General features: G+C 67.4%; 20 protein-coding genes. 6 read left to right on the top strand and 14 right to left on the bottom strand.

What is annotated here, in order from left to right:
* Positions 1 to 16 precede the first annotated feature (16 nt).
* The gene (locus AC07NC_RS01045) at positions 17 to 796 is read left to right on the top strand and encodes an NAD kinase (protein WP_154725186.1); all 780 of its coding nucleotides are present in this window, start codon (positions 17 to 19) and stop codon (positions 794 to 796) included.
* Between the two features lie 68 nt (positions 797 to 864).
* Entirely contained in the window at positions 865 to 1341 is a 477-nt protein-coding gene (locus tag AC07NC_RS01040; RefSeq protein ID WP_008264077.1) for a hypothetical protein, read from the top strand.
* A gap of 68 nt (positions 1342 to 1409) precedes the next feature.
* Here AC07NC_RS01040 and spbR read toward each other — a convergent pair whose 3' ends face one another.
* Complete coding sequence (spbR, locus tag AC07NC_RS01035; RefSeq protein ID WP_183195740.1) at positions 1410 to 2552, bottom strand: SpbR family protein; 1143 nt, start codon at positions 2550 to 2552, stop codon at positions 1410 to 1412.
* An 88-nt stretch (positions 2553 to 2640) separates the two neighbouring features.
* Entirely contained in the window at positions 2641 to 3438 is a 798-nt protein-coding gene (locus AC07NC_RS01030) for a transglycosylase SLT domain-containing protein (protein ID WP_494568321.1), read from the bottom strand.
* Positions 3439 to 3616: 178 nt separating this feature from the next.
* Between AC07NC_RS01030 and AC07NC_RS01025 the strand changes: the two genes are divergently transcribed.
* Complete coding sequence (locus AC07NC_RS01025; protein ID WP_040349396.1) at positions 3617 to 4351, top strand: TonB family protein; 735 nt, start codon at positions 3617 to 3619, stop codon at positions 4349 to 4351.
* On the opposite strand, the gene AC07NC_RS01020 is transcribed toward AC07NC_RS01025, so the two are convergent.
* The 3 genes from AC07NC_RS01020 to purE all read right to left on the bottom strand — a co-directional run bounded on the left by AC07NC_RS01020 (position 4348) and on the right by purE (position 7035).
* Complete coding sequence (locus tag AC07NC_RS01020; protein WP_494568320.1) at positions 4348 to 5358, bottom strand: NAD(P)/FAD-dependent oxidoreductase; 1011 nt, start codon at positions 5356 to 5358, stop codon at positions 4348 to 4350. The genes AC07NC_RS01025 and AC07NC_RS01020 overlap by 4 nt on opposite strands.
* 90 nt (positions 5359 to 5448) lie before the next feature.
* Positions 5449 to 6543, bottom strand: a complete 1095-nt coding sequence (locus AC07NC_RS01015; RefSeq protein ID WP_494568319.1) for a 5-(carboxyamino)imidazole ribonucleotide synthase — start codon at positions 6541 to 6543, stop codon at positions 5449 to 5451.
* Entirely contained in the window at positions 6544 to 7035 is a 492-nt protein-coding gene (gene purE / locus AC07NC_RS01010) for a 5-(carboxyamino)imidazole ribonucleotide mutase (RefSeq protein WP_494568318.1), read from the bottom strand.
* Between the two features lie 181 nt (positions 7036 to 7216).
* Here purE and AC07NC_RS01005 point away from each other — a divergent pair, with 181 nt between their 5' ends.
* Complete coding sequence (locus AC07NC_RS01005) at positions 7217 to 7780, top strand: GGDEF domain-containing protein (RefSeq protein WP_494568317.1); 564 nt, start codon at positions 7217 to 7219, stop codon at positions 7778 to 7780.
* 22 nt (positions 7781 to 7802) lie between these two features.
* On the opposite strand, the gene AC07NC_RS01000 is transcribed toward AC07NC_RS01005, so the two are convergent.
* The 3 genes from AC07NC_RS01000 to AC07NC_RS00990 form a co-directional block, all read right to left on the bottom strand.
* Positions 7803 to 9608, bottom strand: coding sequence for an autotransporter domain-containing protein (locus tag AC07NC_RS01000; RefSeq protein WP_494568316.1), 1806 nt, complete (start codon positions 9606 to 9608; stop codon positions 7803 to 7805).
* Positions 9609 to 9722: 114 nt separating this feature from the next.
* Positions 9723 to 11615: a phosphoglycerate dehydrogenase gene (gene serA / locus AC07NC_RS00995; RefSeq protein ID WP_494568315.1), complete on the bottom strand. Its 1893-nt coding sequence runs from the start codon at positions 11613 to 11615 to the stop codon at positions 9723 to 9725.
* Between the two features lie 121 nt (positions 11616 to 11736).
* Positions 11737 to 13179 carry an SDR family oxidoreductase gene (locus tag AC07NC_RS00990; protein WP_494568314.1) on the bottom strand — a complete coding sequence of 481 codons (1443 nt, stop codon included), beginning with the start codon at positions 13177 to 13179 and terminating at the stop codon, positions 11737 to 11739.
* A 213-nt stretch (positions 13180 to 13392) separates the two neighbouring features.
* On the opposite strand from AC07NC_RS00990, the gene AC07NC_RS00985 reads away from it, so the two are divergent.
* Positions 13393 to 14316, top strand: a complete 924-nt coding sequence (locus AC07NC_RS00985) for an Hsp33 family molecular chaperone (protein WP_040349988.1) — start codon at positions 13393 to 13395, stop codon at positions 14314 to 14316.
* A gap of 37 nt (positions 14317 to 14353) precedes the next feature.
* Here the strand turns inward: AC07NC_RS00985 and phoB are convergent, their stop codons facing one another.
* From phoB to AC07NC_RS00955, 6 genes are all read right to left on the bottom strand, one after another.
* Positions 14354 to 15046: a phosphate regulon transcriptional regulator PhoB gene (gene phoB / locus AC07NC_RS00980; RefSeq protein WP_035307610.1), complete on the bottom strand. Its 693-nt coding sequence runs from the start codon at positions 15044 to 15046 to the stop codon at positions 14354 to 14356.
* 20 nt (positions 15047 to 15066) lie between these two features.
* Positions 15067 to 15798: a phosphate signaling complex protein PhoU gene (gene phoU, locus AC07NC_RS00975; protein WP_008262987.1), complete on the bottom strand. Its 732-nt coding sequence runs from the start codon at positions 15796 to 15798 to the stop codon at positions 15067 to 15069.
* Positions 15798 to 16748: a phosphate ABC transporter ATP-binding protein PstB gene (pstB, locus tag AC07NC_RS00970; protein WP_183195750.1), complete on the bottom strand. Its 951-nt coding sequence runs from the start codon at positions 16746 to 16748 to the stop codon at positions 15798 to 15800. The genes phoU and pstB overlap by 1 nt, the downstream gene beginning before the upstream one ends.
* 4 nt (positions 16749 to 16752) lie before the next feature.
* Positions 16753 to 18057: a phosphate ABC transporter permease PstA gene (gene pstA, locus AC07NC_RS00965; RefSeq protein ID WP_292148194.1), complete on the bottom strand. Its 1305-nt coding sequence runs from the start codon at positions 18055 to 18057 to the stop codon at positions 16753 to 16755.
* Positions 18050 to 19480: a phosphate ABC transporter permease subunit PstC gene (gene pstC / locus AC07NC_RS00960; protein WP_494568313.1), complete on the bottom strand. Its 1431-nt coding sequence runs from the start codon at positions 19478 to 19480 to the stop codon at positions 18050 to 18052. Before pstC ends, pstA begins: the two co-directional genes overlap by 8 nt.
* A 140-nt stretch (positions 19481 to 19620) precedes the next feature.
* Positions 19621 to 21033: a sensor histidine kinase gene (locus tag AC07NC_RS00955; RefSeq protein ID WP_008262189.1), complete on the bottom strand. Its 1413-nt coding sequence runs from the start codon at positions 21031 to 21033 to the stop codon at positions 19621 to 19623.
* A 150-nt stretch (positions 21034 to 21183) separates the two neighbouring features.
* Between AC07NC_RS00955 and AC07NC_RS00950 the strand changes: the two genes are divergently transcribed.
* Complete coding sequence (locus tag AC07NC_RS00950; protein WP_494568312.1) at positions 21184 to 23469, top strand: ATP-binding protein; 2286 nt, start codon at positions 21184 to 21186, stop codon at positions 23467 to 23469.
* Positions 23470 to 23512 lie beyond the last annotated feature (43 nt).

Raw genomic sequence — 23512 nt, 5'->3', positions numbered from 1 at the left:
AGGCTCACGTTCGCGCGTGAACCCGACTCCGCCCGTCCCCGCCCTGGCCTTCACCGCCAGCGACCGCCCTGAGGCCCAGGCGGCGCGCCAGGGTCTGATCGCGCGCTACGGCGCCGTTCCGGAAGAAGAGGCCGACGTCATCGTCGCCCTGGGCGGCGACGGGCAGATGCTGGAGACCCTGCACGCCAACCTGCGTCGTCGCACCCCGGTGTACGGCATGAACCGCGGTTCGGTCGGGTTTCTGATGAACGACTATGACGAGGACGATCTGATCGCCCGCGTGGTCGCCGCTGAACGCACTGTGATCCATCCGCTGCAGATGGACGCCTGGACCGAGAGCGGCGAGGTCCACACCGGCCTGGCCATCAACGAGGTCTCCCTGCTTCGCCAGACCCGCCAGAGCGCCAAGCTGAAGATCACGGTCGACGACCGGGTGCGGCTGGAAGAGCTGTCGTGCGACGGCTGCCTGGTGGCGACCCCGGCCGGATCCACCGCCTATAATCTGTCGGCCCACGGCCCGATCATTCCTCTGGACGCCCGTATTCTGGCCCTGACCCCGATCAGCGCCTTCCGTCCCCGTCGCTGGCGCGGCGCCCTGCTGTCCCACGGCGCCAAGGTGCGGTTCGACGTGCTGGAGCCGGACAAGCGGCCGGTCTCCGCCACGGCCGACAATTTCGAAGTTCGGCGCGTGGCGCGGGTTGAGGTGCGTGAACGCCGCGACGTCGCCCTGACCATGCTGTTTGACGCAGGCCGGTCGTTCGACGAGCGGGTGATGGCCGAGCAGTTCGCCAACTGACGATAGCCCCTACACCCCTTCTTAAGGGCGCGCGGATAAGCTTCGCCGAAATTTCTATGGAGTCTCCCATGAGCGACCCGGCGCACGTCATTCGCCCCACGCCCCCCCTTCGCACGAAGGTCGGCGGCGGTTTCGGCATCAACGCCGACGCCATCGCACGGGCGGAGGAAGCGCTGAAGGCCATGTCCGCCCAGTTCGGACAGTGGCTGAACGACGAGATCGTCAAGCTGGACAAGGCCCAGGCCGACGTCCGTGAACAGGGCTTGAACGCAGAGACCGCCGAGGCCCTGTACTTCCGCGCCCATGACCTGAAGGGGCTGGGAACGACGTATGAATACCCGCTGGTGACCCGTATCGCCGGTTCGCTTTGCCGCCTGCTGGACGACGCCGGCGCCCGCCAGAACGCGCCCCTGATCATCATCGACGCCCATATCGACGCCATCCGCGCCGTGGTTCGCGACCAGGTGAAGACCGACGAAAACCCGACCGGCCGCATCCTGGCCGAATCCCTGGAAGCCAAGGTCGCCGAACACAAGGCGCGCTGAGCTTCAGCCCCCTCCAAAATGAAAAGGCCCGCCGTCAGGCGGGCCTTTTCTTTGCTGTACCCCAGGACTCAAGCGGCGGTGGCGGCGATCCTTGCGGGGCGGACGGGCGCCTGGTCCAGCCGCTCCATCAGATAGGCTAGGTCGTCGCGGAGGACGTTCGGCCGCTGGGTCAGGAACCGTTCCAACATGCGCTGGCGGAAGACCTCGCTCGCCGTATCAACCCCCTCGGCCGACAGGGCGCGCCAGGTGTCGACCCCCGCGCGGAAGGCCTGGAACAGCCGTGGCGGCAGGCCGGCCCGGTCATAGATCGCCTTTAGCCCGAGAGGTCCTGCATCATGGATCATCAGCCAGGCCCGGTGATGCGGCGTGTTGGCCAACTCGGCCAGACCATGCTCGAACATCGCCATCTGTCCCCGCGCCAGGCCGCGCAGCAACAGCGAGGCGTTCAAGGCCTTGCGCAGATTCAACTGCGCCATGAAGGCGCCCAGGTCCGCGCTGCTCGCGGCCTGATCCACCAGATCGACCGTGGCGCGCTCGCGTGCGTACTGAGCCAGGCGAATGGCGGTCTCGGGCGCCATCGCATGCCGCGAGACCAGATGTTCGCGCACCGTCTCGCTGGCCAGCTCGATCAGACGCTCGGTGATATGCAGCGGCAGCACCTGGCGATAGGCGACGGATGTCACCACCTCGGCCGAGTCCGGGAAACGATCGACGATCGCCCCCAGGGCGCGTTCCGACAGGTCTGCGTTGTCATTGGCCGCAAGGGCTCTGACCGCCTGTTCACAGCCTTCGTCCGCCAGCGCCTGAGCCACGTCGCGCGACACGCGCGGTCGACCGGCGACGGCGACCTGACGCAAGGCCGCGCCCCCGCGCACGATCTCGATCAGGTCTTCGTCGCTGAAGGCCGGCGAAGCGCCGATGATCGGCAGGGCGATGCTGTCCACGTCCGCCGCCAGCCGGCGGGCAATGTCATTGGGGATCAGGTCTGAAGCCTTCAGCGTCACGGCCATAGCCCGACGCACCAGTTCGGCCGCGTCATTGGCCAGCAGCCGCACGATCTTCTGCGCCGCCTGCCGGTCCCGGTCGTCCAGATCGGCGCGATCCATATTGCGGCACAGCTTGTGCGCCGCCTCCGCGCGTTCATCGTCATCGGCCGCCTTCACCAGGCGCTGGATGTCCATTTCGGTCAGTCGGGCGCGGTGGGCGGTCATGGACGGCTCGTCAGGGAATCGGGCGTGTCCGATATCATGAGACTGCCATGCTTAACGGTCGGTTTACTATGGAGAGACCGGACGGCGGTCAGGTCGATTCCCCGCCGTTCGGCGAAAAGGCGCCGCCGAAGCCGCTTCCGCCCGATCCGTCCTGGCCCAGAAGCAGGGCCAGGATGCCCTGATCCTGCTTCAGCCGATCCATCCGCGCCGCCAGAACCTGATCCCGATCGCTCAATTCCGGCATTGGGAACCGCGTATCCCCCGCCCCGGCCGCCGGCGCGCCGTCGCCCGCCGAGCGTTGCAGATTGGCATGGACCTCGGAAACCGTGGCCGCCCGCCCGTTCTTGTAGAAGATGCTGCGGTTGGCCCGGGCCGCATCAGGGAACAGGGCGACGGCGCTGGCGCCCGGGTTGCGGTCCAGGGCGTTCATCAGACTGGCCGCGCCCGCCGGCCCAAGGAAATGGGCGGCGTACAGATCGCCGGCGCCGGGCTCCTTGCCGGTGCGCCCGCGCAGATAGGCGGCGTTGGACGCCGTCAACTCCGCCGCCATCACCGAGGCGGCGTGCGGATCGAATCTCAGGTCCAGCACCACATTTCGCGCCGATCCCTCCACGCGCCAGCGTCCGTCGGTCCCCCGGTGGATCAGATCGGCGTACTGGCCGTAGCCGTGCTGGGCGCCATGCTGTTTGACCGTCCCCAGCCAGGTCTGTTCAATGAACTGGAACAGGCCTGCCGCCGATGAGGTGGGCGCCTTGGCCGACGGGTTCATGGCGCTCTCGCGCCGCGCCGTCTTGACCAGGAAGTCGTAATCGACTCCCACGGCGGTCGAGGCGCGCTGGATGGCCGCCTCTACCCCGCCGGAAGATGGAATCGCTCTGATGCCCATGACAAGCGGAGGGTCGTCGAACGTGGTTAATCAACCGTTAATCGTTAACGACAGCGTTAACAGCCGAGCCATGATCGACGTTTGTCGAACCGCGTATCTTCGCCGCAAAGCCGCCACAACCTGAGCGCTCACTTTCTGTTACGGGCGCTGCGGGGGCGGTGAACGAGGGAGTGCAGTCATGATGATCCGTGCCGCCGGGGGTCCCGGCGCCGTCAGCCCCATCGACTTCGGGGAACGCAAGAAACCACTGCCGCGCTGGATGTGGGCGGCCATCGGCCTGTCGGTCCTGGCCCATGTCGGCGCCGGCGTGGTGCTCTATAACCAGCGGTTCCAGTTGAAGGCGCCCGACGTCGCTCCGCCGGCGCCGCCGCCGACCATCGTCACCCTGGACCTGCCGCGTCCGAAACCCCTGCCGAAGGTCGAGGCTAAGGCGCCGCCCGCGCCGCAAAATCCGACCCACAAGCCGCCGGTGGTCTTCCCGACGACGGAGCCCTCGCCCTTCGCCGCGCCGGACGTCCCTGTCGTCGACGCGACCCCGGGTCTGGTCGTCAGCACGGCCCCGACCGGCGTCCAAGGCGGCACGGCGACGACGGAAACGCCGATCCGCGCCGTCTCGGTCATCAACAACCCGACCTGGGCCAGCCGTCCGTCGGCGGCGCAGATGGCGCGGGCCTATCCGACGCGCGCGGCCGAGAATGGCCTGTCAGGCTCCGCGAGCCTCTCTTGCGTCGTGCGCATCGACGGCGGCCTGACCGCCTGCCGCGTCGCTGGCGAAACCCCGAACGGCCAGGGCTTCGGTCGGGCGGCCATGAGCCTGACGCGGGACTTCCGCATGAACCCCCGCACGGTCGACGGCCGCGCGGTGGACGGGGCGACGGTCAACTTCACCGTCCGTTTCGCGATGGCGGACTAGAACCGTCGAGGATCGAGGGCGCGGGCCGCAGGCGACGGCGCCCGCCCCTCGATCGCATCGGCCACGACGGCCCCGACCATCGGCGCCAGCAGCCAGCCGTTGCGACGCGGCGCCAGGGCCAGAAACAGACCTGCTCCGTCCGGCGCCGGGCCCGCCATCGGCAACCCGTCCGGCGAGGCCCCGCGCACCCCGGCGCGCCATTCGATGTCCAGCGGTTCGGGCGAGCGCCCCAGCACCCGCCAGGCCGCCTCAAGCAGGCGTTCGCCCACGGCCGGGTCGGGTACGGTGTCGCGGCGTCCCGGCTCCATCGTCGCGCCTATGACCGCTCCGCCGGTCATAGGCGCCACATAGGCCCCCGGCCCGCGCAAGGCGTGGGACGCCAGATCCGCCTTGGCCACCCCGATCTGCCCCCGGATCGGCTGGACGTTCTCGACCAAGGTGCGCGTCGCCTCCGGCGAACCCGGAATCGCGTCGCCGGCTCCTGTCGCCAGCACGACGGCCGAGGCCGCCAGCGTCCGATCGTCCAGTTCGATGGTCCAGCCGTCGGACTGGGCGGTCAGCCGGACCACGCGCCCCTGGATGATCCCGTCGCCGAGCGCGGCGTGCAGGGCCGCCATCGCCTGTTCCGGTTGGATCTGACCGTCCTCGTCCGTGATCACCCGATCACCGTCGCGGCGGGCTTCGAAACCCAGGGCCTTCAGCCGCGCCGCCATGGCGTCCACGTCTCCGCCGCGCCATTCGGCCGGACGCCGCGCGAAGGCCACGCCGGACGCCTGGGCGAAGGCGGGCCACAGATCGCGTCCCGCACGCAGAAGCGCCGCCCGGTCCGGCGAGACATCGTCGATCGCCGCCTCCATGGCCGGCGCCACCATGCCCGCCGCCACCCGCGAGGCGTTGGGTCCGCCGGGGTCGACCACAGTCACCCTATGGCCGCGTCGCGTCAGCTCGAAGGCCGTACTCAGGCCCAGCACGCCGGCGCCGATGATCACTATGGCAGGGGAAGACATCACCACGTCCAGATCGACCCGCGAGGCCCGGAATGCAAGCGGCCCCGCCCGGACCTTTCGTCCTAGCTGCGGCGCTTCGCCCGCATTGGTTCAGACTGCGCCCAGCACGCGGTTCACATGGGCCATCTTGCGGCCGGGACGGGCCTCGGCCTTGCCGTACAGGTGCAGGCGTTCGTCCGACTTGCCGGCCAGGGCGCGCCACTGCTCGACCTCGTCGCCCAGCAGGTTCTTCATCTCGACGCGGGCGTGAGCCGACGTCGGCCCCAGAGGCCATCCGGCCACCGCGCGGATATGTTGTTCGAACTGGTCGCAGACGCAGCCGTCCTGGGTCCAGTGGCCGGTGTTGTGGACGCGCGGCGCGATCTCGTTGACCAGCAGGACGTCGTCGCCGCCCGGAACCGGAATATCGAAAAGCTCGACCCCCAGGACCCCGACATAGTCCAGCCCGTCCAGGATGGCTTCGGCGATGGCGCGGGCGCGGACCTGGGTCTTCTCGTCCACCGTGGCCGGCGCCAGTGTGGTGCGCAGCACCCCGCCCTCGTGCCGGTTCTCGCCCAGCGGATAGACCGCCATATGGCCGTCCCAGTCGCGCGCGGCGATCACCGACAGTTCGCGAACGAAGCTCGCCCTGGCCTCCAGAATGGCCGGGCGGCCGCCCAGGCTTTCCAGCGCGGCGGGGGCCTCCTCCAGAGTGCGGATCCAGACCTGGCCCTTGCCGTCATAGCCTTCGCGGCGAGTCTTCAGCAGGGCGGGCAGACCCAGGGTCGTCAGGCCGAGGACCAGATCGTCCAGCGTGTCGACCACGGCGAACTCGACCGTCGAGGCGCCGACGGCGTTCAGGAAGGTCTTTTCCTCCACCCGGTCCTGCGACACGCGCAGGGCGGTCGGTCCGGGCGCGACCAGGGCGCCGGCCTCGGCCAGCCGTTCGATGGAGGCGGCGGGCACGTTCTCGAACTCGAAGGTCACGACGTCGGCGGCCCGGCCCAGGGCCGTCAGGGCCTCGGGGTCGTCATAGGCGGCGACGATCTGGGCGGTGGAGACCCGACCGGCCGGGCTGTCGGGCTCCGGGTCCAGGATGACGACGTCAAAGCCCAGGCGTGCAGCCGCCTGGCTCAGCATCCGGCCCAGTTGGCCGCCGCCGAGAATGCCGAGGGTCGAACCGGGGGGGAGCGGAAGCGTGGGCACTCAGTCCTCGACGGTTTCGGCGACGGAATCCGTCAGGGCGGCGCGGAAGGCGGCCAGCCGTGCGGCCAGAGCCTCGTTCGACAAGGCCAGGATCTGGGCGGCCAGTATGCCGGCGTTGGCGGCGCCCGCCTCGCCGATGGCCAGGGTCGCGACCGGAACCCCGGCCGGCATCTGCACGATGGACAACAGACTATCCATGCCCTTCAGGGCCTTGGACTGGACCGGCACGCCCAGCACCGGCAGTTCGGTCATCGAGGCGGCCATGCCCGGCAGGTGGGCGGCGCCCCCGGCCCCGGCGATGATGACCTTGAAACCGGCCGCCTTGGCGCCGGTCGAAAACTCGACCAGCCGCTGGGGGGTGCGGTGCGCGCTGACGACCTTGGCCGTCCAGGCGACGCCCAACTGATCCAGTTTGTCGGCGGCCAGCTTCATCGTCGGCCAGTCGGACCGACTGCCCATGATGATCGCCACCGGCGTTGCGGAAGTCGCCATATCTTCAAGGCCCCTCGCGGAAAGGCCGCCCGTTACAGCACGCGGCGGACGCCCGCAACCGATACAGGCCGTGTTTACGGCGGGTTTCGCTACGGCCCCGCCTTCAATCTCGGCCGTTCAGCCTCTAACATCCGCTTATCGCGCGTCCGGTTGAGTCGCGCCGCCGGAGCCAGCCTGCGCCGTGACCGACGTGGCCGAACACGACCTGACCGCCGAGATCGCGCGCCTGCGCGCCGAGCTGGACGCCTGGAAACAGCGCGCCGCTGCGGCCGAGGCGGCGGCCGACCACGACGTCCTGACCCCGGCCCTGAACCGCCGCGGCTTCGTCGCCGCCCTGCAGCGGACCATGGCCTATTGCCAGCGCCACGGCGTGCCGGCGGTGCTGCTTTATCTGGATATGGACGGATTCAAGGGGGTCAACGACCGGCTGGGCCACGCCGCGGGCGACGCCGCCCTGGTGGCGGTGGCGCGGATGCTGCTGGGCCATCTGCGCGAATCGGACGCCGTTGGCCGCCTGGGCGGCGACGAATTCGCTTTGCTGATGCTGAACGCCGGCGTCGATGAAGGCCAGGCCAAGGCGCGCCAGCTGGGCGAGGCGCTGAAGACCGAGGGCTTCGTCTGGAACGGCCAGCAGACCGCGCTGGGCGGCTCGTTCGGCGTCCGCGCCTGGGACGGCCACACCGACCCCGAAATCTGGCTGACCGAGGCGGACGCCGCCATGTGGGTGCGCAAGAAGGGGCGCTGAGGCCCCTTCCCCGCCTTCCCTCTTACAGCGGCAGCCGCAACTGAACGCCGCCCATATGGCTGTCGGCGTGTTCGCCGTACCGGCCGCGATAGGCGATCGTCACCTTGACGGGCCCCAGCGACCCTTCGACCCCGGCCGAGGCCAGGAACTGGCCGCCGAACGGATCCTCGACCTCCCGCTCCAGCACCTGCGCCGGGTTGTTGTAGAGGCCGACGCGCACCGGGTCGGAACTGTCGTCCAGGGCGTCGCGATAACCGCCCTCGGCGAACAGGCCGAACCCGCCCATCTCCGCCTCGGCCCGCAGCGCCACCTCGCCGCTGATCGCCTTCATCTCGCGATCCTCATATTCGTACTGGGCGGCGACGCCCTGCTCCCAATAGCCGTCGACGTCGCTGGTGGCCCAGGTCACGGCGGCGCGGGGCGACAGGGCCACACCCCCCATGTCGAACCACATCCCGCCCTGCAGCCGCGCGCCCGTGCTGAAGGCGCGGGTCTCGGCCGTGTGGACGATGGGCGCCAGGCTGGTGGTGCGCTCGATGTCGTCGATATTGTCGCGCGCCACCCCGACCGCCGCATTGACGAACAGGTCGCCCGAGCGCCAGCCGCCATACAGATCCAGGCCGAAGCTCTCGACGTTGAAGGTCAGGGCCTGGCTTTCGACATCGGTCTTGCGCGCCGTGCCGGCCATGCCGAAGCGCCAGTTCGCCGACGGTCCCGCCTCAAGCGCGATCCGACCGCCCCAGCCGTCGCTGGACGACTCGGTGACCGAATGGCGCGCGTCCGTGTCCACGCTGTCGACCATGGCCGAGGCGGTGACCGCCACGCCGGCCTCCCAGGCTTCACGACCCGACAGGGCCTCGCTGGCTGCATCCAGGGCGTCCTCGCGGTGCCGGAATGTGGTCTCGCCCTGCAGGGCCGCCTGGGACCCGATGTCGCCATAGTAGAGGTAGTCGGTCGCCAGACGGGCGATGATCTGATGCCCGGCTGCGGTGGGATGGACCCCGTCGAAGTAGAAATAGCTGCTTGGGTTCGAACAGACCGTCACCCCGTTGAAACAGGCCTGGGTCACGTTGGTGATGCCGAACTGGCCCGGATCGGCGGCCAGGGTGTCGCCGATCTTGAACAGGTCCATCAGGATGATGTTGCTGCCGGGCCGCGCGGCGGCCGTGGTGTTCAAGCCCGTCAGCAGGGCCGTATTGAAGGTCGTCACCGCATAGTCGGCGAGGGGCGCGGCCGTCGTGCCCCGGAACTGCGGCGTCAGGCTGAGCTTGGGCAGGTTGGTGACCAGTATGGTCCCCGCCCCCGCGCCGGCGACGCTGTTGACCAGGCTGTTGATGTTGGCGGCGGCCGACGTCGCGACCGGAGTGATGGCGCCGACCGGGCTTGCCGATGCGCCGGCGGCGGGCAGTCCCTGGAAGATGTCGTTGGCGCCGCCCAGGACGCTGACCAGGTCATTGGACCCGAAGGTCCCGCCCCGGCTGGTGTAGGCGGCCAGCTGGGTCAACATGCCCGGCGGAGGGCCGGCCGAGGCGTCGGTGCGAGCGCCGCCGAAGGCGTAGTTGATGCTGCCGCTGACGGAGCCGGTGAAATTGACCGCGTTGAAGCCCAGCAGTTCGGTGAAGACCGGACCGGTGGAGAATCGTCCCTGGTAGTAGGGCGGGCTGGGCGGCTGCGTCCCGCCCGACGCCAGATACAGGTTGCCGTTGTCGCTCAGGCTGTCGCCGAACACGACCAGGCGGTTGTAGGTCTGGGCCGAGGCCGAGCCCGCAAAGGCGCAGGCGGCGACGACCAGGGCGGCGACGGCGCCGCCGGTGAGATAGCGTGACATTTATTTCCTCCCACAGCCGTCGTGTATCGCGGCCGTTACTCGGGAGGATGCGCCACTCTGCGGCGAGCGCAAGATGCCGTTACGTCAGCCTTCGGAAGATAACGGGTCGTTCCGTCAATGCAGGGTGCGGAACTTCAGCGTTCCCGGCACCGTCTTCAGCGTTCGGAGGGCCTCGGGATCATAGTCCCGGTCCACGTCGGTGATGACATAGCCGGTGCGCTCATCGGTCTTCAGATGCTGACCCAGGATGTTCAGCCCCGCCGCAGCCAGGGCACGGTTCAACTCGGCCAGGACGCCGGGCTGGTTCTTGTGGATGTGCAGGATCCGGTGCGCGCCCGACACCTCGGCCAGTTGCACGTTCGGCAGGTTGACGCTGAAGGTCGTGTCGCCACGGTTCAGATAGCCCAGCAGACGCTCGGCCGCGAACTCGGCGATGGCTTCCTGCGCCTCCTCGGTCGATCCGCCGATGTGCGGGGTCAGGATCATGTTCTTCATCCCCTGCAGCGGGCTTTCGAACGGGTCCGAATTGGTGCGCGGCTCCTCGGGGAAGACGTCCACGGCGGCGCCGGCGACGCGGCCCGAGCCCATGGCCTGCGACAGGGCGCCGACGTCGACCACATGGCCGCGCGACAGGTTCAGGAACAGTGCGCCTTCCTTCATCCGGGCGAACTGGGCTGCGCCGAAGATGTTGGAATTCTCGCGACGCCCGTCGACGTGCAGGGTCACGACATCGCTCTCGGCCAGCAGGGCGTCCAGCGACCGCATGCGTCGCGCATTGCCCAGGGCCAGCCGCTCCGACAGGTCATAGAACAGCACCCGCATCCCCAGATTCTCGGCCAGGACCGACAACTGGCTGCCGATGGCGCCATAGCCGACGATGCCCAGGGTCTTGCCGCGCAGTTCCTTGGATCCGGTCGCCGACTTGTTCCACTGGCCGACATGCATGGCGGCGGACTTGTCCACCACGTCGCGCATCAGGACGATCATCAGACCGATGGCCAGTTCCACGACCGAGCGGGTGTTCGAATAGGGGGCGTTGAACACCGCCACGCCGTGATCGGAGGCGGCGTCCAGATCGATCTGGTTGGTGCCGATGCAGAAGGCGGCGACGGCCATCAGCCGATCAGCCTCTTCCAGCACCCGACGGCTGACCGTGGTCTTGGAGCGGATGCCCAGCACATGCACGCCCTTGATGGCGGCGATCAGGTCGTCCTCGTCCAGGGCGCCCTTGACCGTCTCCACCGAATAGCCGGCCTCCTCCAGCCGTTCGACGGCGGCGGGGTGGATGTTCTCGAGCAACAGCATCTTCATCCGGCTGCGCGGGAAGGACCAGCGGCCCACCAGGCCTTCGGCGTGCAGCACCTCGTCCAGCGATGCGGCCTCGGCGTCGGCGACCTCCACCACCGGCGCGCGGCGCGCGACCTCGGTGAAGGCGTAGAAGACGTCGGCGGCCCCGGCCAGCTTGACCTCGGCGTCGTTCCAGCCGTCGCCGACCATGACGACCCGACCCGACAGCTTCTGGGCGTGGATGACGGCCGGCTTGCCGTCGGCCTGGGACAGGGGATTCGCGTCATCGACACCCGTCACCCGGTCGTCGGCGTCATAGACGAGGTCGTTACACAGCACCCGGTCCAGCGACACGCCCAGCATCTCGGCCACCGGCGCGATCACCTCGCGGAAGCCGCCGGACAGGATGACCACCTTGCCCTTGTGCTGCTGGAAGAAGTTCAGGTTGCGCCGCACCGAGGCGGTCAGGTGATCCGGCGCCGTCTCGGCCAGGGTCGCGATATGGGCGCGGGTCAGGGGCAGCAGGGCCAGACGGCGGCGCAGCGCCTCGCCGAATGCGATTTCACCGGACATGGCTTTGTCTGTCAGATCTGCGATCTGAGCCCGGACCTGATCCGCCTCGGGCGATCCCGCCAGGGCGATATCGGCCAGGGCTTCCAGGGTCTCGAACCCGACCAGGGTCGAATCGAAGTCGAAGATCAGTGTGGGGCGCGCGCTCATGGGCGGGGTCTTAGCCGCCTTCGCCCTCGCAGCAAAGCCGAGCCTTGCTGATGAACAGGCTCAGTTTCGCTTAAACCTTGCCGTCCGCCGCGAAATTCGTCGCGGCGGACGGCAAGAAATATCAGAAGCGCGCGATACGACGCACGTGGCTGTCGGGGCGACGGCTTTCCAGCACGGCCGCGCCCACAGCGGCGGCGATGGTGGCCACCGCCAGCAAGGCCCCGCCCTCGCGGGCGTGATCGCGGGCATAGGCGCCGGCGTCGTCAGCATAACGGCGAGCCGCCTTGCCGTGTTTCTTCAGCGCCTTCCTGGAGCCTTTACGGGTGGAGCGGAACCATTCGTCCGCCCGCCCCCGCGCATCATGGGCCGCGTCAGCTGCGCGATGGCGCGCCTCGCGGGAGAAGTCTCCGGCCCGCTCGCCCGCGTCTTCGGCCCGATGACGGAAGGCGTCGACGGCGTCATGGAACCGGTCGCGCAGGTCTTCGGTGTCCACCCATCCGCGCGGATCGATACGGGTCTTGAGGCGCTGATAGCGCGTCGGTCCGCTGCGCTGGGTCAGATACAGGACCACGGCGGCGCCTGCCGCAAGGGCGACGAGGCTGCCGGCGGTGACGCCCGGATGTTTGCGGACTTCGGCCAGGGCGCTGAAATTACGGACCATAGGATAGTGAACCTCTTCATCGAGGCCGTCCTCGGTCGGGTCATAGAGCCCGTCGTCATACGGCCGATAGGCGGAACGGCGGTCCCGCATCAAAGATGGAGCGAACCGCGCCAGAAGAGGTTCCGCAATCCCCGGCAAAGCTGAGTAGAAAGACGCGATGACGCGCCCTCCCCCGCCGACCGTGATCTCGCGGATCGGATGGGTGGCGCAATACAGGATGGTGTCGGCGACCACATGGGTCGCATAGACCGGCTGGGGATTATGGACCGCCTGGCCGGTCAGGTTGCGGGCGTGACGGCTGTAGGGGGTATCGATCGCGCCGGGCTTGACCAGGCTGACGGTTACGGGCGCGTGCTCGCGCAACAGTTCGATCCGCAGGGCGTTGGTGAACCCCTTCACCGCATGTTTGGACGCCGCATAGACGCCCTGCACCGGCAGCGGCCGGTCCGACAGGATCGAGCCGACATTGATGATCGCCCCGCCGCCCGGCCGCGTCCGCAGATGCTCCGCCGCCGCCAGAGACCCATTGACCACGCCCCAATAGTTGGTCTCGAACAGGCGGCGCTGATCCTCCAGCCTCGTCTCGCGGATCGACCCGAACATCCCGACCCCGGCGTTGTTGACCCAGGTGTCGAAGCCGCCGAACAGCCGCACGCATTTCTCGACCGCCGCCTTCAACGCCTCGGGATCGGCCACGTCGGCAACGGCCCAGGCCACACGCGCCCCTTGGGCCTGCAACTCCTCGCAGAGGGCCCGCAAGTCCCGTTCGCCCCGCGCGATCAGAAACACCCGGGCGCCGGCCCGCGCCGCCCGCCGCACCGTCGCCAGCCCCACGCCCGAGGTCGCGCCGGTGACGACGATGGACTGCTCGCCCAGGGGCTTCAGCGCAGGTTTCGCGCTCATCGACCGTTCCTCGCTTCCAGACCTCGACAATTTCTCGAGGTTTTTCCGGATTTGTCGAGGCGGATTCTACAGGTGTTTCGAGGCCTGCGCGCGGGTTTGCGGGCCGCCGCGCCGGCGCGCAAATTCGTCCCCGATCATCGTCCCCCTTATCAAGGCGGCTCAGGGCGCCTAAATAGCCGCGATCCCGAAATGACGCCGTTCAAGGACCTTGCCGTGACCGATCACGCGCCTCAATCCGCCGTTTCCGACGATCTGGCCGCCGCCTTCCAGATCGAGGGCTGGCCTGTGCGCGGCCGCCTGGTCCGGCTGGGCGCGACCATCGACAAGATCCTGGCCGCCCACGCCTATCCCGAGCCGGTCGCCGCCTTGCTGGGCGAGGCCTGCGCGCTTGCGGCCCTGATCGGCTCCAGCCTGAAATTCGAGGGCCGGCTGATGGTCCAGGCCCAGGGCGACGGCCCGGTGCGGTATGTCGTCGCCGACTATGGCACCGACGGCACGCTGCGCGGCTACTGCCGCTATGACGAGGCCGAGGTGGCCGAGGCGTCCCAGGGCTTCGCTCGTCCCGGCGCCCAGACCCTGCTGGGCCAGGGCGTCTTCGTCATGACCCTGGATCGCGGCCCCGATTTCGAACGCACCCAGGGGATCACGCCCATAGAGGGCGAAAGCCTGTCGCTGTGCGCCGAACACTATTTCCAGCAGTCCGAACAGGTTCCGACCAAGGTGCGCCTGGCCGTCGGCGAGGTCCTGACCGAGGCGGGCTCGCAGTGGCGCGCCGGCGGGGCGATGATCCAGATCATCGCCGGCGACGAGGCGCGAGGCTCCACCGAAGAGATCTGGGACCGCACCCGCGCCCTGTTCGGCACCCTGGGCGACGACGAGCTGATCGACCCGACCATCTCGCCTGAGACCCTGCTGTTCCGCCTGTTTCACGAAGACGGCGTGCGGCTGGAAGGCGCACGGGCGCTGACGGCCGTCTGTCGTTGCTCCAGGGAGCGCATCGCCTCGGTCCTGGCCTCTTTCGACCCCGCCGAACGCGCCGACATGGTCGAGGACGACGGCAAGATCCGCGTCACCTGCGAATATTGCGCCACCGTCTACGCCCTGGAGCCGGACGAGGTCGTCGCCGAACAGATCTGAATGGAAAAGGGGCGGCCGATCCGGCCGCCCCTTTTATCTAGCCTTCCAGATCCAGCGAATAGCCCGCCGAGCGCACGGTGCGGATCGGGTTCGCGCTGTCATCGCCGATGGACAGGGCCTTGCGCAGCCGGCCGACATGGACGTCCACCGTGCGGGCCTCGACATAGACGTCGGAGCCCCAGACGGCGTCCAGCAGTTGCTCACGGCTGAACACCCGGCCCGGGTGCTGCATGAAATGATCCAGCAGTCGGAATTCGGTCGGGCCCAGATGCACTTCCTGGCCCGAGCGCTTCACCCGGTGCGAGACGCGGTCGATGATGATGTCGCCGTGGTTCAGACGATCGTCGGCCAGGCCCGGCCGGATGCGGCGCAGCACGGCGCGGATGCGGGCGATCAGTTCGACCATCGAGAAGGGTTTGGTCAGATAGTCGTCGGCCCCGGTGTCCAGGCCGCGAACCCGATCGCTTTCCTCGCCCCGCGCCGTCAGCATGATGACCGGCAGGTTGCGCGTCTCGGCCTTGCCCCGAATACGGCGGCAGACCTCGATGCCGGACAGCTTGGGCAGCATCCAGTCCAGCAGGACCAGATCGGGCTGACGCTCATCGATCTGCAGCATGCCCTCTTCACCGTCGGAAGCGACGGCGACGTCGTAACCTTCCTTCTCGAGATTGTACTGAAGCAGGGTCGCCAGCGCGTCCTCGTCTTCCATCACAAGGATATAGGGCTGCACTTCGGGTCTCCGGTCTCGGCTTAGTGCGAGTTGGTCGTCAGGTTGGGGGTCGAGGTCTCGTCTTCCGCTCCCGGCAGGGCGCGCGGTCGCTCGCCCACCATGTCGTCGCCGGTGATCTCGTAGTGAACGGTCTCGGCGATATTGGTCGCGTGGTCGCCGATCCGTTCCAGATTCTTGGCCATGAACAATAGATGGGTGCAGGCGCCGATCGTGCGCGGGTCGCCCATCATGTAGGTCAGCAGTTCGCGGAACAGGGCGTTGTAATGCTCGTCCACCTCGTCGTCCGTCTGCCAGACGGCCACGGCGCGATCGAGCTCGGAAGCGGTGTAGGCGTCCAGAACGTCGCGCAGACGGGTCGAAACCAGGCGGCCCATCCGCTCGATCGAACGCGTCAGGGGCTGCATCGGCTCGGCTTCCGCCAGGATCAGCGCCCGCTTGGCGATGTTCTTGGCCAGGTCGCCGGTGCGTTCCAGGTCTGACGCCATCTTCATGGCGCCCAGGGTCCGACGCAGGTCGCTGGCGACCGGCTGGCGCAGGGCGATCAGACGGATGGCCTTCCGCTCGATATCCCGTTGCAGGGCGTCGAGCTTCAGGTCGCGATCCACGACGGCGCGCGCCAAGGCCACGTCCCGCCGGGCGACGGAATCGATGGCGTCCGAGACCTGGGCCTCGGCCAGGCCGCCCATGCGGGCGACCTCGGCCGTGATCTGGTTCAGCTCGTCGCCGTAAGCCTTGACCGTGTGCTGGTTCATCAGCCGAAGCGTCCTGTAATGTAGTCCAGGGTGCGCCGCTCACGCGGATTCTGGAAGATGTCTTCCGTGTCGCCGGTCTCGACCAGACGACCCATGTGGAAGAAGGCGGTGCGCTGTGAAACCCGTGCAGCCTGGGCCATCGAGTGGGTGACGATGACGATGCAGAACCGCTCACGCAGTTCGTCGATCAGTTCCTCGATCCGCGCGGTGGCGATGGGGTCCAGGGCCGAGCAGGGTTCGTCCATCAGGATGACTTCGGGGTTGACCGCGATGGCGCGGGCGATGACCAGACGCTGCTGCTGACCACCCGACAGCCCCATGGCCGACGACTGCAGGCGGTCGGCGACCTCTTCCCACAGGCCGGCGCGCTTCAGGGCGCTTTCGACCACGCCGTCCATCTCGGACTTGGCGCTGACCAGCCCATGGATCTTGGGGCCGTAGGCGACGTTTTCGTAGATGGATTTCGGGAAGGGGTTCGGGCGCTGGAACACCATGCCGACACGGGCGCGCAACAGGACCGGGTCGATGGACCGATCGTTGATGTCCTCGTCGTCCATCGCGATGCGGCCGGTGACCTTGCAGCCCGCAATCGTGTCGTTCATGCGGTTCATGGTCCGCAGGAAGGTCGACTTGCCGCAGCCCGAAGGGCCGATCAGGGCCGTGACCGTCTTGTCCGGAATATCCAGCGAGACGTCGTAAAGCGCCTGCTTGCCGTCATAGAAGACGGAGACGTCACGCGCCGCGATCTTGATCGGACCGGTCGGCGGAGTGGCGACCACGGTCGGGCCGCTCACAGGCGTGGCGTCTTCAAGGCGGGCTTCCACGGCGGAGGCGGCTTTGGAGGACGTGGCTTCGGGCAAGACTTGGCCGCCCATGCGAACGGACTCGGTCGGATCGGCGGCGCCGGCGCCGGTCTGGTCTTCAGCAGAACGGAAGATACGGAATTTCATTCTCTTACCACCGACGCTCGAAGCGCCGCCTCAGGATGATGGCCGCCGTGTTCATGATGATCATGAAGACCAGAAGAACGATGATCGCAGCAGCGGTGCGTTCGTGGAACGCCCGCTCGGAGGCGTTCTCCCAGATGTAGATCAGCGAAGGCAGGGCGCCGACCGGCTGGTCGATCGCATGCGGCACGCCGGGAACGAAGCTGACCATGCCGATCAGGAGCAGCGGCGCGGTCTCGCCCAAAGCGTGCGCCATGGAGATGATTGCGCCGGTCATCACGCCGGGCATCGCCAGAGGCAGGACGTGGCTGAACACCGTCTGGGTCTTGGAGGCGCCCATGGCCAGGGCGGCCTCGCGAATGGACGGAGGGACGGCCTTCAGCGCCGAGCGGGTGGCGATCACCAGGGTCGGCAGGGCCATCAGGGCCAGGACCAGGCCACCGACGATCGGACTGGCGCGCGGCAGATGCATCCAGTTGATGAACAGGGCCAGACCCAGCAGGCCGTAGACGATCGACGGCACGGCGGCGAGGTTGTTGATATTGACCTCGATGATGTCGGTCAGCTTGTTCTTCGGCGCGAACTCTTCCAGCCAGACGGCGGCGCCGACGCCCAACGGAATGGCGATCAGGGCCGTGACCATCAGCATCAGCGCGGAACCGACCACGGCGCCCAGCACGCCCGCCAGTTCCGGCTGGGTCGAGTCGCCGTTGGTGAACAGGGCGGTGTTGAAGTGCGAACCGACGACGCCTTCGGCCTGCATCCGGTCCAGCCAGGCGAGCTGCTGGTCGGTCAGACGGCGCTGGTCTTCCGGCGTCTCCTTCGAGATTTCACCCTTCAGATACAGGTCCGCCTCGTCCGACAGAGGCACGGCCAAGGGCACGGTCTCGCCGATGACGTCCGACCGCTTGGCGACCAGATCCGCAGCGACGAACTTCAGCTCGGAAGAAAACAGGGCCTTCATCTGGCGAGCGGCGTCGCCCGCCGCATCGTCCTGAATGCCCCAGCGCTTCAGCTGCTGTTCGGCCGCCATCTGTTCGAAGTTCGAGCCTTGCGGATAGGCCCGGTCCACACGCGCAGGGTCCATATAGACCGGCACGGTCACGGTGTGGGTGTAGAAGGCGGTGTGGCCCTGGGCGACGATACGCACCATCAGGATCGCCAGGAAGATCATGGCGGCCGCGATGGCCAGACGGCCGTACCACTTGAACCGAGTCTCTTTCGCGTGACGGCGCTTGAGGCCGGCGCGCAGACGATCCAGCCGCCCTTTTGCGGCCGCGCCGTCGATCTGATCGGGGGTCGCGTCAGTCATATTGTTCCCGATAGGTCTGGACGATCCGGTGAGCGATGATGTTCAGCACCAGAGTGACCATGAACAGGGTCAGGCCCAGACCGAAGGCCGACAGGGTCTTGGCGCTGTTGAACTCCTGGTCGCCGGTCAGCAGGGTCACGATCTGCACCGTGACGGTGGTCACCGTATCCAGCGGATTGAAGGTCAGGTTGGCGGCGAGGCCGGCGGCCATGGTGACGATCATGGTCTCGCCGATGGCGCGCGACACGGCCAGCAACAGGGCGCCGGCGATGCCCGGCAGGGCGGCGGGCAACAGAACCCGCTTGACCGTCTCGGACTTGGTCGCCCCCATGGCGAACGAGCCGTCGCGCAGGGACTGCGGCACCGCGTTCAGAATGTCGTCGGACAGGGACGAGACGAAGGGGATCAACATGATGCCCATCACCGCGCCGGCCGTCAGGGCCATCTGGTTCTGAACCAGAGCGAGATACTGGCCCAGTCCGTCCAGCGGTCCGCCCATCAGGAACAGGCCGATCTCATTGAAGAAGACCCGCAGGATGGGTCCCACCGTCAGGGCGGCGAAGAAGCCGTAGACCACGGTCGGCACGCCGGCGAGAATCTCGAGCAGCGGCTTGATGACGGCCCGTGTGGTTCGGCTGGCGTATTCCGAAAGATAGATGGCGGACAGCAGACCGATCGGCGCCGCCACACACATGGCGATCGACATGATCAACATGGTGCCGACGAACAGGGGCACGGCCCCGAAGGCGCCGGTGGATCCCACCTGGTCGGCCCGGATGGCGATCTGCGGGCTCCATTGGGTGCCGAACAGGAAGTCGAAGACCGGCACCTTCTGGAAGAAGCGGAAGGAGTCGAAGGCCAGCGAGGCGATGATGCCCAGGGTCGTCAGCACGGCGATGGCGGAACAGATGAACAGGGCGCCGTAAATCCAGCCTTCGACCCGGTTGCGCGCGCGGGTCTGGGGCTTGATCTGGGTCAGGGCGAACAGGCCGCCGAGAATAGCGGCCAGGATAGCGGCGACCCCGCCGCCCCATTGCAGGGTGCGTTCGATCCGCACCATGCGGCGAGCTTCGACCGGAAGCTGTTCGGCCAGCGGCCGTTCCCAGATCTGAAGGGCCGGCTCGCCCCGACCGACCCGGTGGGCGTCGGCGAAGAAGGCGTCGCGGCGGAAATGCTCAAGCTCAGCCACCACATCGGGCGTGCCGGCGGCGGTCAACTGACGCTCCAGCGGCGCCGCGAAGACGCTGAGAAGGATAAGAACCAGCAGAGCGGGCGCAGCGACCCAGATCAGCGCGTAGGCGCCGTGCTGCCCCGGACGCGAGTGGGGATGCGCGCCAACGGCGCGACGGCGCGCCAGCTCGCGTCCGCCCAAAAAGGCGGCGGCGCTGAGCGCGGTGAGGATCAGCAAATAAATCCAGATCATTCCGGGTCCGAAGCGGGCAGGCGCGAATCGAATGGCGACCGGGAATCCGGCTTCGACGCGGCGCGACTACTGCCTGCGAATGGTCAGCGGAATAAGACACGTTGATGACAGTTCGGTAACAGCGGCGGCCTCCAGCGCCATCAGGCGGCCGTCCGGACGTCACGACGCTCGACCACCATGGGGAACCAGGCCGTGAACGCAGCCCCGAGCCCGGGGGCGCTCTCCACCACCAGCCCGCCCTGGTGGCGGTTTATGATATGCTTGACGATGGCCAGGCCCAGTCCCGTCCCCTGACGTTCGCCGCTCTTCTGGCCCTCGACCCGATAGAAGCGTTCCGTCAGCCGCGGCAGATGTTCCCGGGCCATGCCCGGTCCGTGATCGCGAACCGTGACAGCCGCATAGAGGACGCCGACCGCCCGATCGGGCGTCACCAGGGGCAGTCGCGTCGCACCGGGCATCCGCGAAGCCCAGGCCTCGTCGAACGACAGATCGGACCGCACCGAAATTTCCACCGTTCCGCCCTTGGCCGAATATTTGACGGCGTTGTCGAGCAGGTTCTGCACCACCTGCAATATCTCGTCCCTGTCGCCGCTGATCGAGGCCCTCGCCTCGCCCTGATCGACCACGACATTGATCTGCTTCTCTTGCGTCAACACGCTGACGGCGTCGACGACGTCGGACGCCGCGCGATCCAGATCGACTCGCCCGGACGGCGGAATATGCTCATTCAGCTCGATCCGGCTGAGCGACAACAGGTCCGCAACCAGCCGTCCCATCCGATCCGCCTGGGCCGACATGATGTCCAGGAAGCGATCGCGGGCCGCGACATCGTCGCGCGCATGTCCCTTGAGCGTCTCGATGAAGCCGCTCAGGGACGCCAGCGGCGTGCGCAGTTCATGGCTGGCGTTGGCCAGAAAATCGACGCGCATCATCTCGGTGCGCCGCGCGTCGGTTTCGTCACGAAGAATGACCAGGGCGAGAGAGCCCTGCCCTTTTCCTTCTCCGTCGCCCAAGGGGCGTGTCCAGGCGCGCCAGCGCCGGTCGCGCTGCCCTCCGGTGGCGTAGTCCGTGGTTCGAGAGACGCCGCCGAACAGGGCCTCGTCCACGGCTTCCAGCACGCCGGGCTCCCGGATCACCTGAACCAGCAAGGCGCCCTGACTCTGGATGCGGAGCAGGTCTCGCGCCGCCTTGTTGGCCATGACGACCCGGCGGCCCGCGATGTCGTCGGGCTCGCCCCCGCTGATGATCAGCACAGGGTCGTCCAGGGCTTCGAACACCCGGTCCAGCAACTCCGCCGTCTTTGGATCCGCCGACCGTTCGATCGGGGCGCCCGATGTTTCAGGCAAGGTCGCGACCGAAGGCGGCTGCACGTTCAGAATCCAGGCCGAAGCCGCGACGACCACCGCTCCACCGATCAGCCAATTCGCGATCTCGGGATGGATGAAGGCGAGCCCCACCATCACAACCAGGGCGATTGCGATGCTGATGCCCACCGTCCAGAAACGGGAGGTCGAGATCGGCGCCACCGGCGAAGGCGAGGATTCATAAGGCATATGCGGCGCCAGACTCGTGTGAGCAGCCTAAGGAATCCAATCCTTGCACGGATTCTGTGACGGCGCGCCGACAGACGACATTGATTTTTCCAAGCGTGGCCGCACCGTTTGTTTAGGAGTTTGGTCCAGCATGGCGCTGAAGGGGACGCCGTGGACCGGATACTTTATTGCATCGTACGTGATCACGACTGGCGGGTGAGCCTGCTGGCAGTCATCGTCTGCCTCGTCGGCATGGGTTCAGCCTCCCGCTTCATGGAGCGCGCCCGCATCACCGATGGAGCACGCCGCCGCCGCCTCGCAATCTCGGCGGGATTGATCGGCTCGATCACGATCTGGACCACCCATTTCATCGCCATGCAGGGCTATGTCGGCGTGGGCGCCCTAACCTACGATGTGGCGATGACCCTGGCCTCCACGCTGGTGATCCTGGCCGCGATAGGCGTGGCCATCTTCACCATCTTGAGCGGCGAAGACCGCTGGCGCCGCGTCATGGGCGCCCTCGTCGCCGTCTCGGGCTTGGCCGCCATGCATTATCTGGGGATGGCGGCGCTTCAGGCGCCCGTGCATCTCAGTTGGCGGCCCGAACTCGTGATCGTGTCCATCATCGGCGGCATGGTGATCGGTGGAACCACCGCCTTCTTCTACAAGCGTGGAGGACTGATGCGATTGGCGACGACGGTCCTCGGCGCCTCTGTGTGCATCCTGTTCCTGCATTTCGTCGGCATGGCCGCCATAACCGTGACGCCGGCCCCAACCTTGAGTTCGCAGTCCGGCCTTTCGCCCGACGCCATGCGAACCCTGGTGTTCCTCATCGCCCTGTCCATCCTCAGTATCGGCAGCGCCCTGGTTTTCATGGCCTATATGGCGCGGGCCAACGCGCTGGGTCATATCCGCGAAGCGGTCGAGGCCATGTCGGACGGACTGGGCTTCTACGACGCCGATGACCGCCTGCTGCTGTGGAATGCGCGCTACGCTGAGGTGAATCCGGAACTTGCGCCCTTCCTCAAGGTCGGAATTACTTTTCGTGAAGTCCTTCAGATCGGCATCAATGAAGGCCGATATGACGAAGCCATTGGCCGCGAGGACGAATGGATCACCGAACGCATCCGTGTGCGCCGCCAGGGCGAATCGACAATAGAGCAGCGGGTGGCCGGCGACCGATGGCTGCAAATTCAGGATCGACGCACCGCCGAGGGCGGTACGGTCACAGTCTGCAACGACATCACGGCCCTGAAGCGCGACGCCCAAGCCCTGAGAGAGGCGAGAGACGCGGCCGAGGCGGCCAATGTCGCCAAGAGCCAGTTCCTTGCGAACATGAGCCACGAGATCCGCACGCCTTTGAATGGCGTGATCGGTCTGTCGCAGGCCCTGTCCAAGACCGACCTCACGGCGGAGCAGCATGAGATGCTGGACCTGATGCAGGCCTCGGGACGCACGCTTCAGACCTTGCTCAGCGACATCCTGGATCTGGCGCGGGTCGAATCAGGCAAGCTTGAACTGACCAACGACGCCTTCGAACTGGAAAGAGCTGTGCGCGAAGCCGCGCAACTCTATGCCGAAAACGCGCGTGAGAAACACCTGGGCTTCCACATTGATATCGACGTGGACGCGGGTCTCTGGATCCGCGGCGACGTGGTGCGGCTGAAGCAGATCCTGACCAATCTGATCTCGAACTCGGTCAAGTTCACCAGCCAGGGCTTCGTCGGCCTGACCGTCCAGCGTGGCCCGGAGAAGGAGGGCGCGCCCACCCTGCGCTTCATGGTCGAGGACACGGGAATTGGCTTCGACGCCGCCACCCGCGAGCGCCTCTTCAGCCGTTTCGAACAGGCCGACGGCGGCATCACCCGCCAATTCGGCGGCTCCGGACTGGGCCTGTCGATCTGCCGTCAGCTGGCCGAAATGATGGGGGGCGACCTGGATTGCGAAAGCGAACCGGGTGGCGGATCCGCCTTCATCCTGACCCTCCCCCTGATCACCTGCGAAGCGCCGGTCCAGTTGGAGGCGAAGGCTTCGCCCGCCATAGATGGCGATCGGCGTCCCGTCCGGGTGCTGGTGGCCGACGACCACCCGACAAACCGTCGCGTCCTGGAACTGATACTGAGCCAGATCTCCTCGGTGATCTCCATGGCGGAGAACGGGGCGGAGGCGCTGGAGGCGTTCCGCGCCGGCGACTTCGATCTGGTGCTGATGGACATGCAGATGCCGGTCATGGACGGGCTGACGGCGACTCAGGAGATTCGCCTGCACGAAGCGACTGCAGGCGGCCGCCGAACCCCCATCGTCATGCTGACAGCCAACGCCATGCCCGAACACGTCGCCGCCGGACGGGCCGCCGGGGCCGATCACCATCTGGCCAAGCCCTTCAACACGACAGAACTGCTTGCAATCGTCGCCGATCCGGACGCTCTGCTCAAAGACGCCGCAAAGGCGGCCTGATCGAAAGCGCCGCCAAGACCGTCCTGCCGTTCCATTTACCGTC

It is taken from the genome of Brevundimonas sp. GW821-FHT10A07 (genome assembly GCF_059415785.1).
This window is presented reverse-complemented; position numbering and strand designations above follow the sequence as displayed.

Coding starts and splice junctions, on each gene's coding strand:
- AC07NC_RS01040 (WP_008264077.1), top strand. CDS start 865: ATGAGCGACCCGGCGCACGTCATTCGCCCCACGCCCCCCCTTCGCACG.
- spbR (WP_183195740.1), bottom strand. CDS start 2,552: ATGACCGCCCACCGCGCCCGACTGACCGAAATGGACATCCAGCGCCTG.
- AC07NC_RS01030 (WP_494568321.1), bottom strand. CDS start 3,438: ATGGGCATCAGAGCGATTCCATCTTCCGGCGGGGTAGAGGCGGCCATC.
- AC07NC_RS01025 (WP_040349396.1), top strand. CDS start 3,617: ATGATGATCCGTGCCGCCGGGGGTCCCGGCGCCGTCAGCCCCATCGAC.
- AC07NC_RS01020 (WP_494568320.1), bottom strand. CDS start 5,358: ATGTCTTCCCCTGCCATAGTGATCATCGGCGCCGGCGTGCTGGGCCTG.
- purE (WP_494568318.1), bottom strand. CDS start 7,035: ATGGCGACTTCCGCAACGCCGGTGGCGATCATCATGGGCAGTCGGTCC.
- AC07NC_RS01000 (WP_494568316.1), bottom strand. CDS start 9,608: ATGTCACGCTATCTCACCGGCGGCGCCGTCGCCGCCCTGGTCGTCGCC.
- serA (WP_494568315.1), bottom strand. CDS start 11,615: ATGAGCGCGCGCCCCACACTGATCTTCGACTTCGATTCGACCCTGGTC.
- AC07NC_RS00990 (WP_494568314.1), bottom strand. CDS start 13,179: ATGAGCGCGAAACCTGCGCTGAAGCCCCTGGGCGAGCAGTCCATCGTC.
- phoU (WP_008262987.1), bottom strand. CDS start 15,798: ATGAACCAGCACACGGTCAAGGCTTACGGCGACGAGCTGAACCAGATC.
- pstB (WP_183195750.1), bottom strand. CDS start 16,748: ATGAAATTCCGTATCTTCCGTTCTGCTGAAGACCAGACCGGCGCCGGC.
- pstA (WP_292148194.1), bottom strand. CDS start 18,057: ATGACTGACGCGACCCCCGATCAGATCGACGGCGCGGCCGCAAAAGGG.
- pstC (WP_494568313.1), bottom strand. CDS start 19,480: ATGATCTGGATTTATTTGCTGATCCTCACCGCGCTCAGCGCCGCCGCC.
- AC07NC_RS00955 (WP_008262189.1), bottom strand. CDS start 21,033: ATGCCTTATGAATCCTCGCCTTCGCCGGTGGCGCCGATCTCGACCTCC.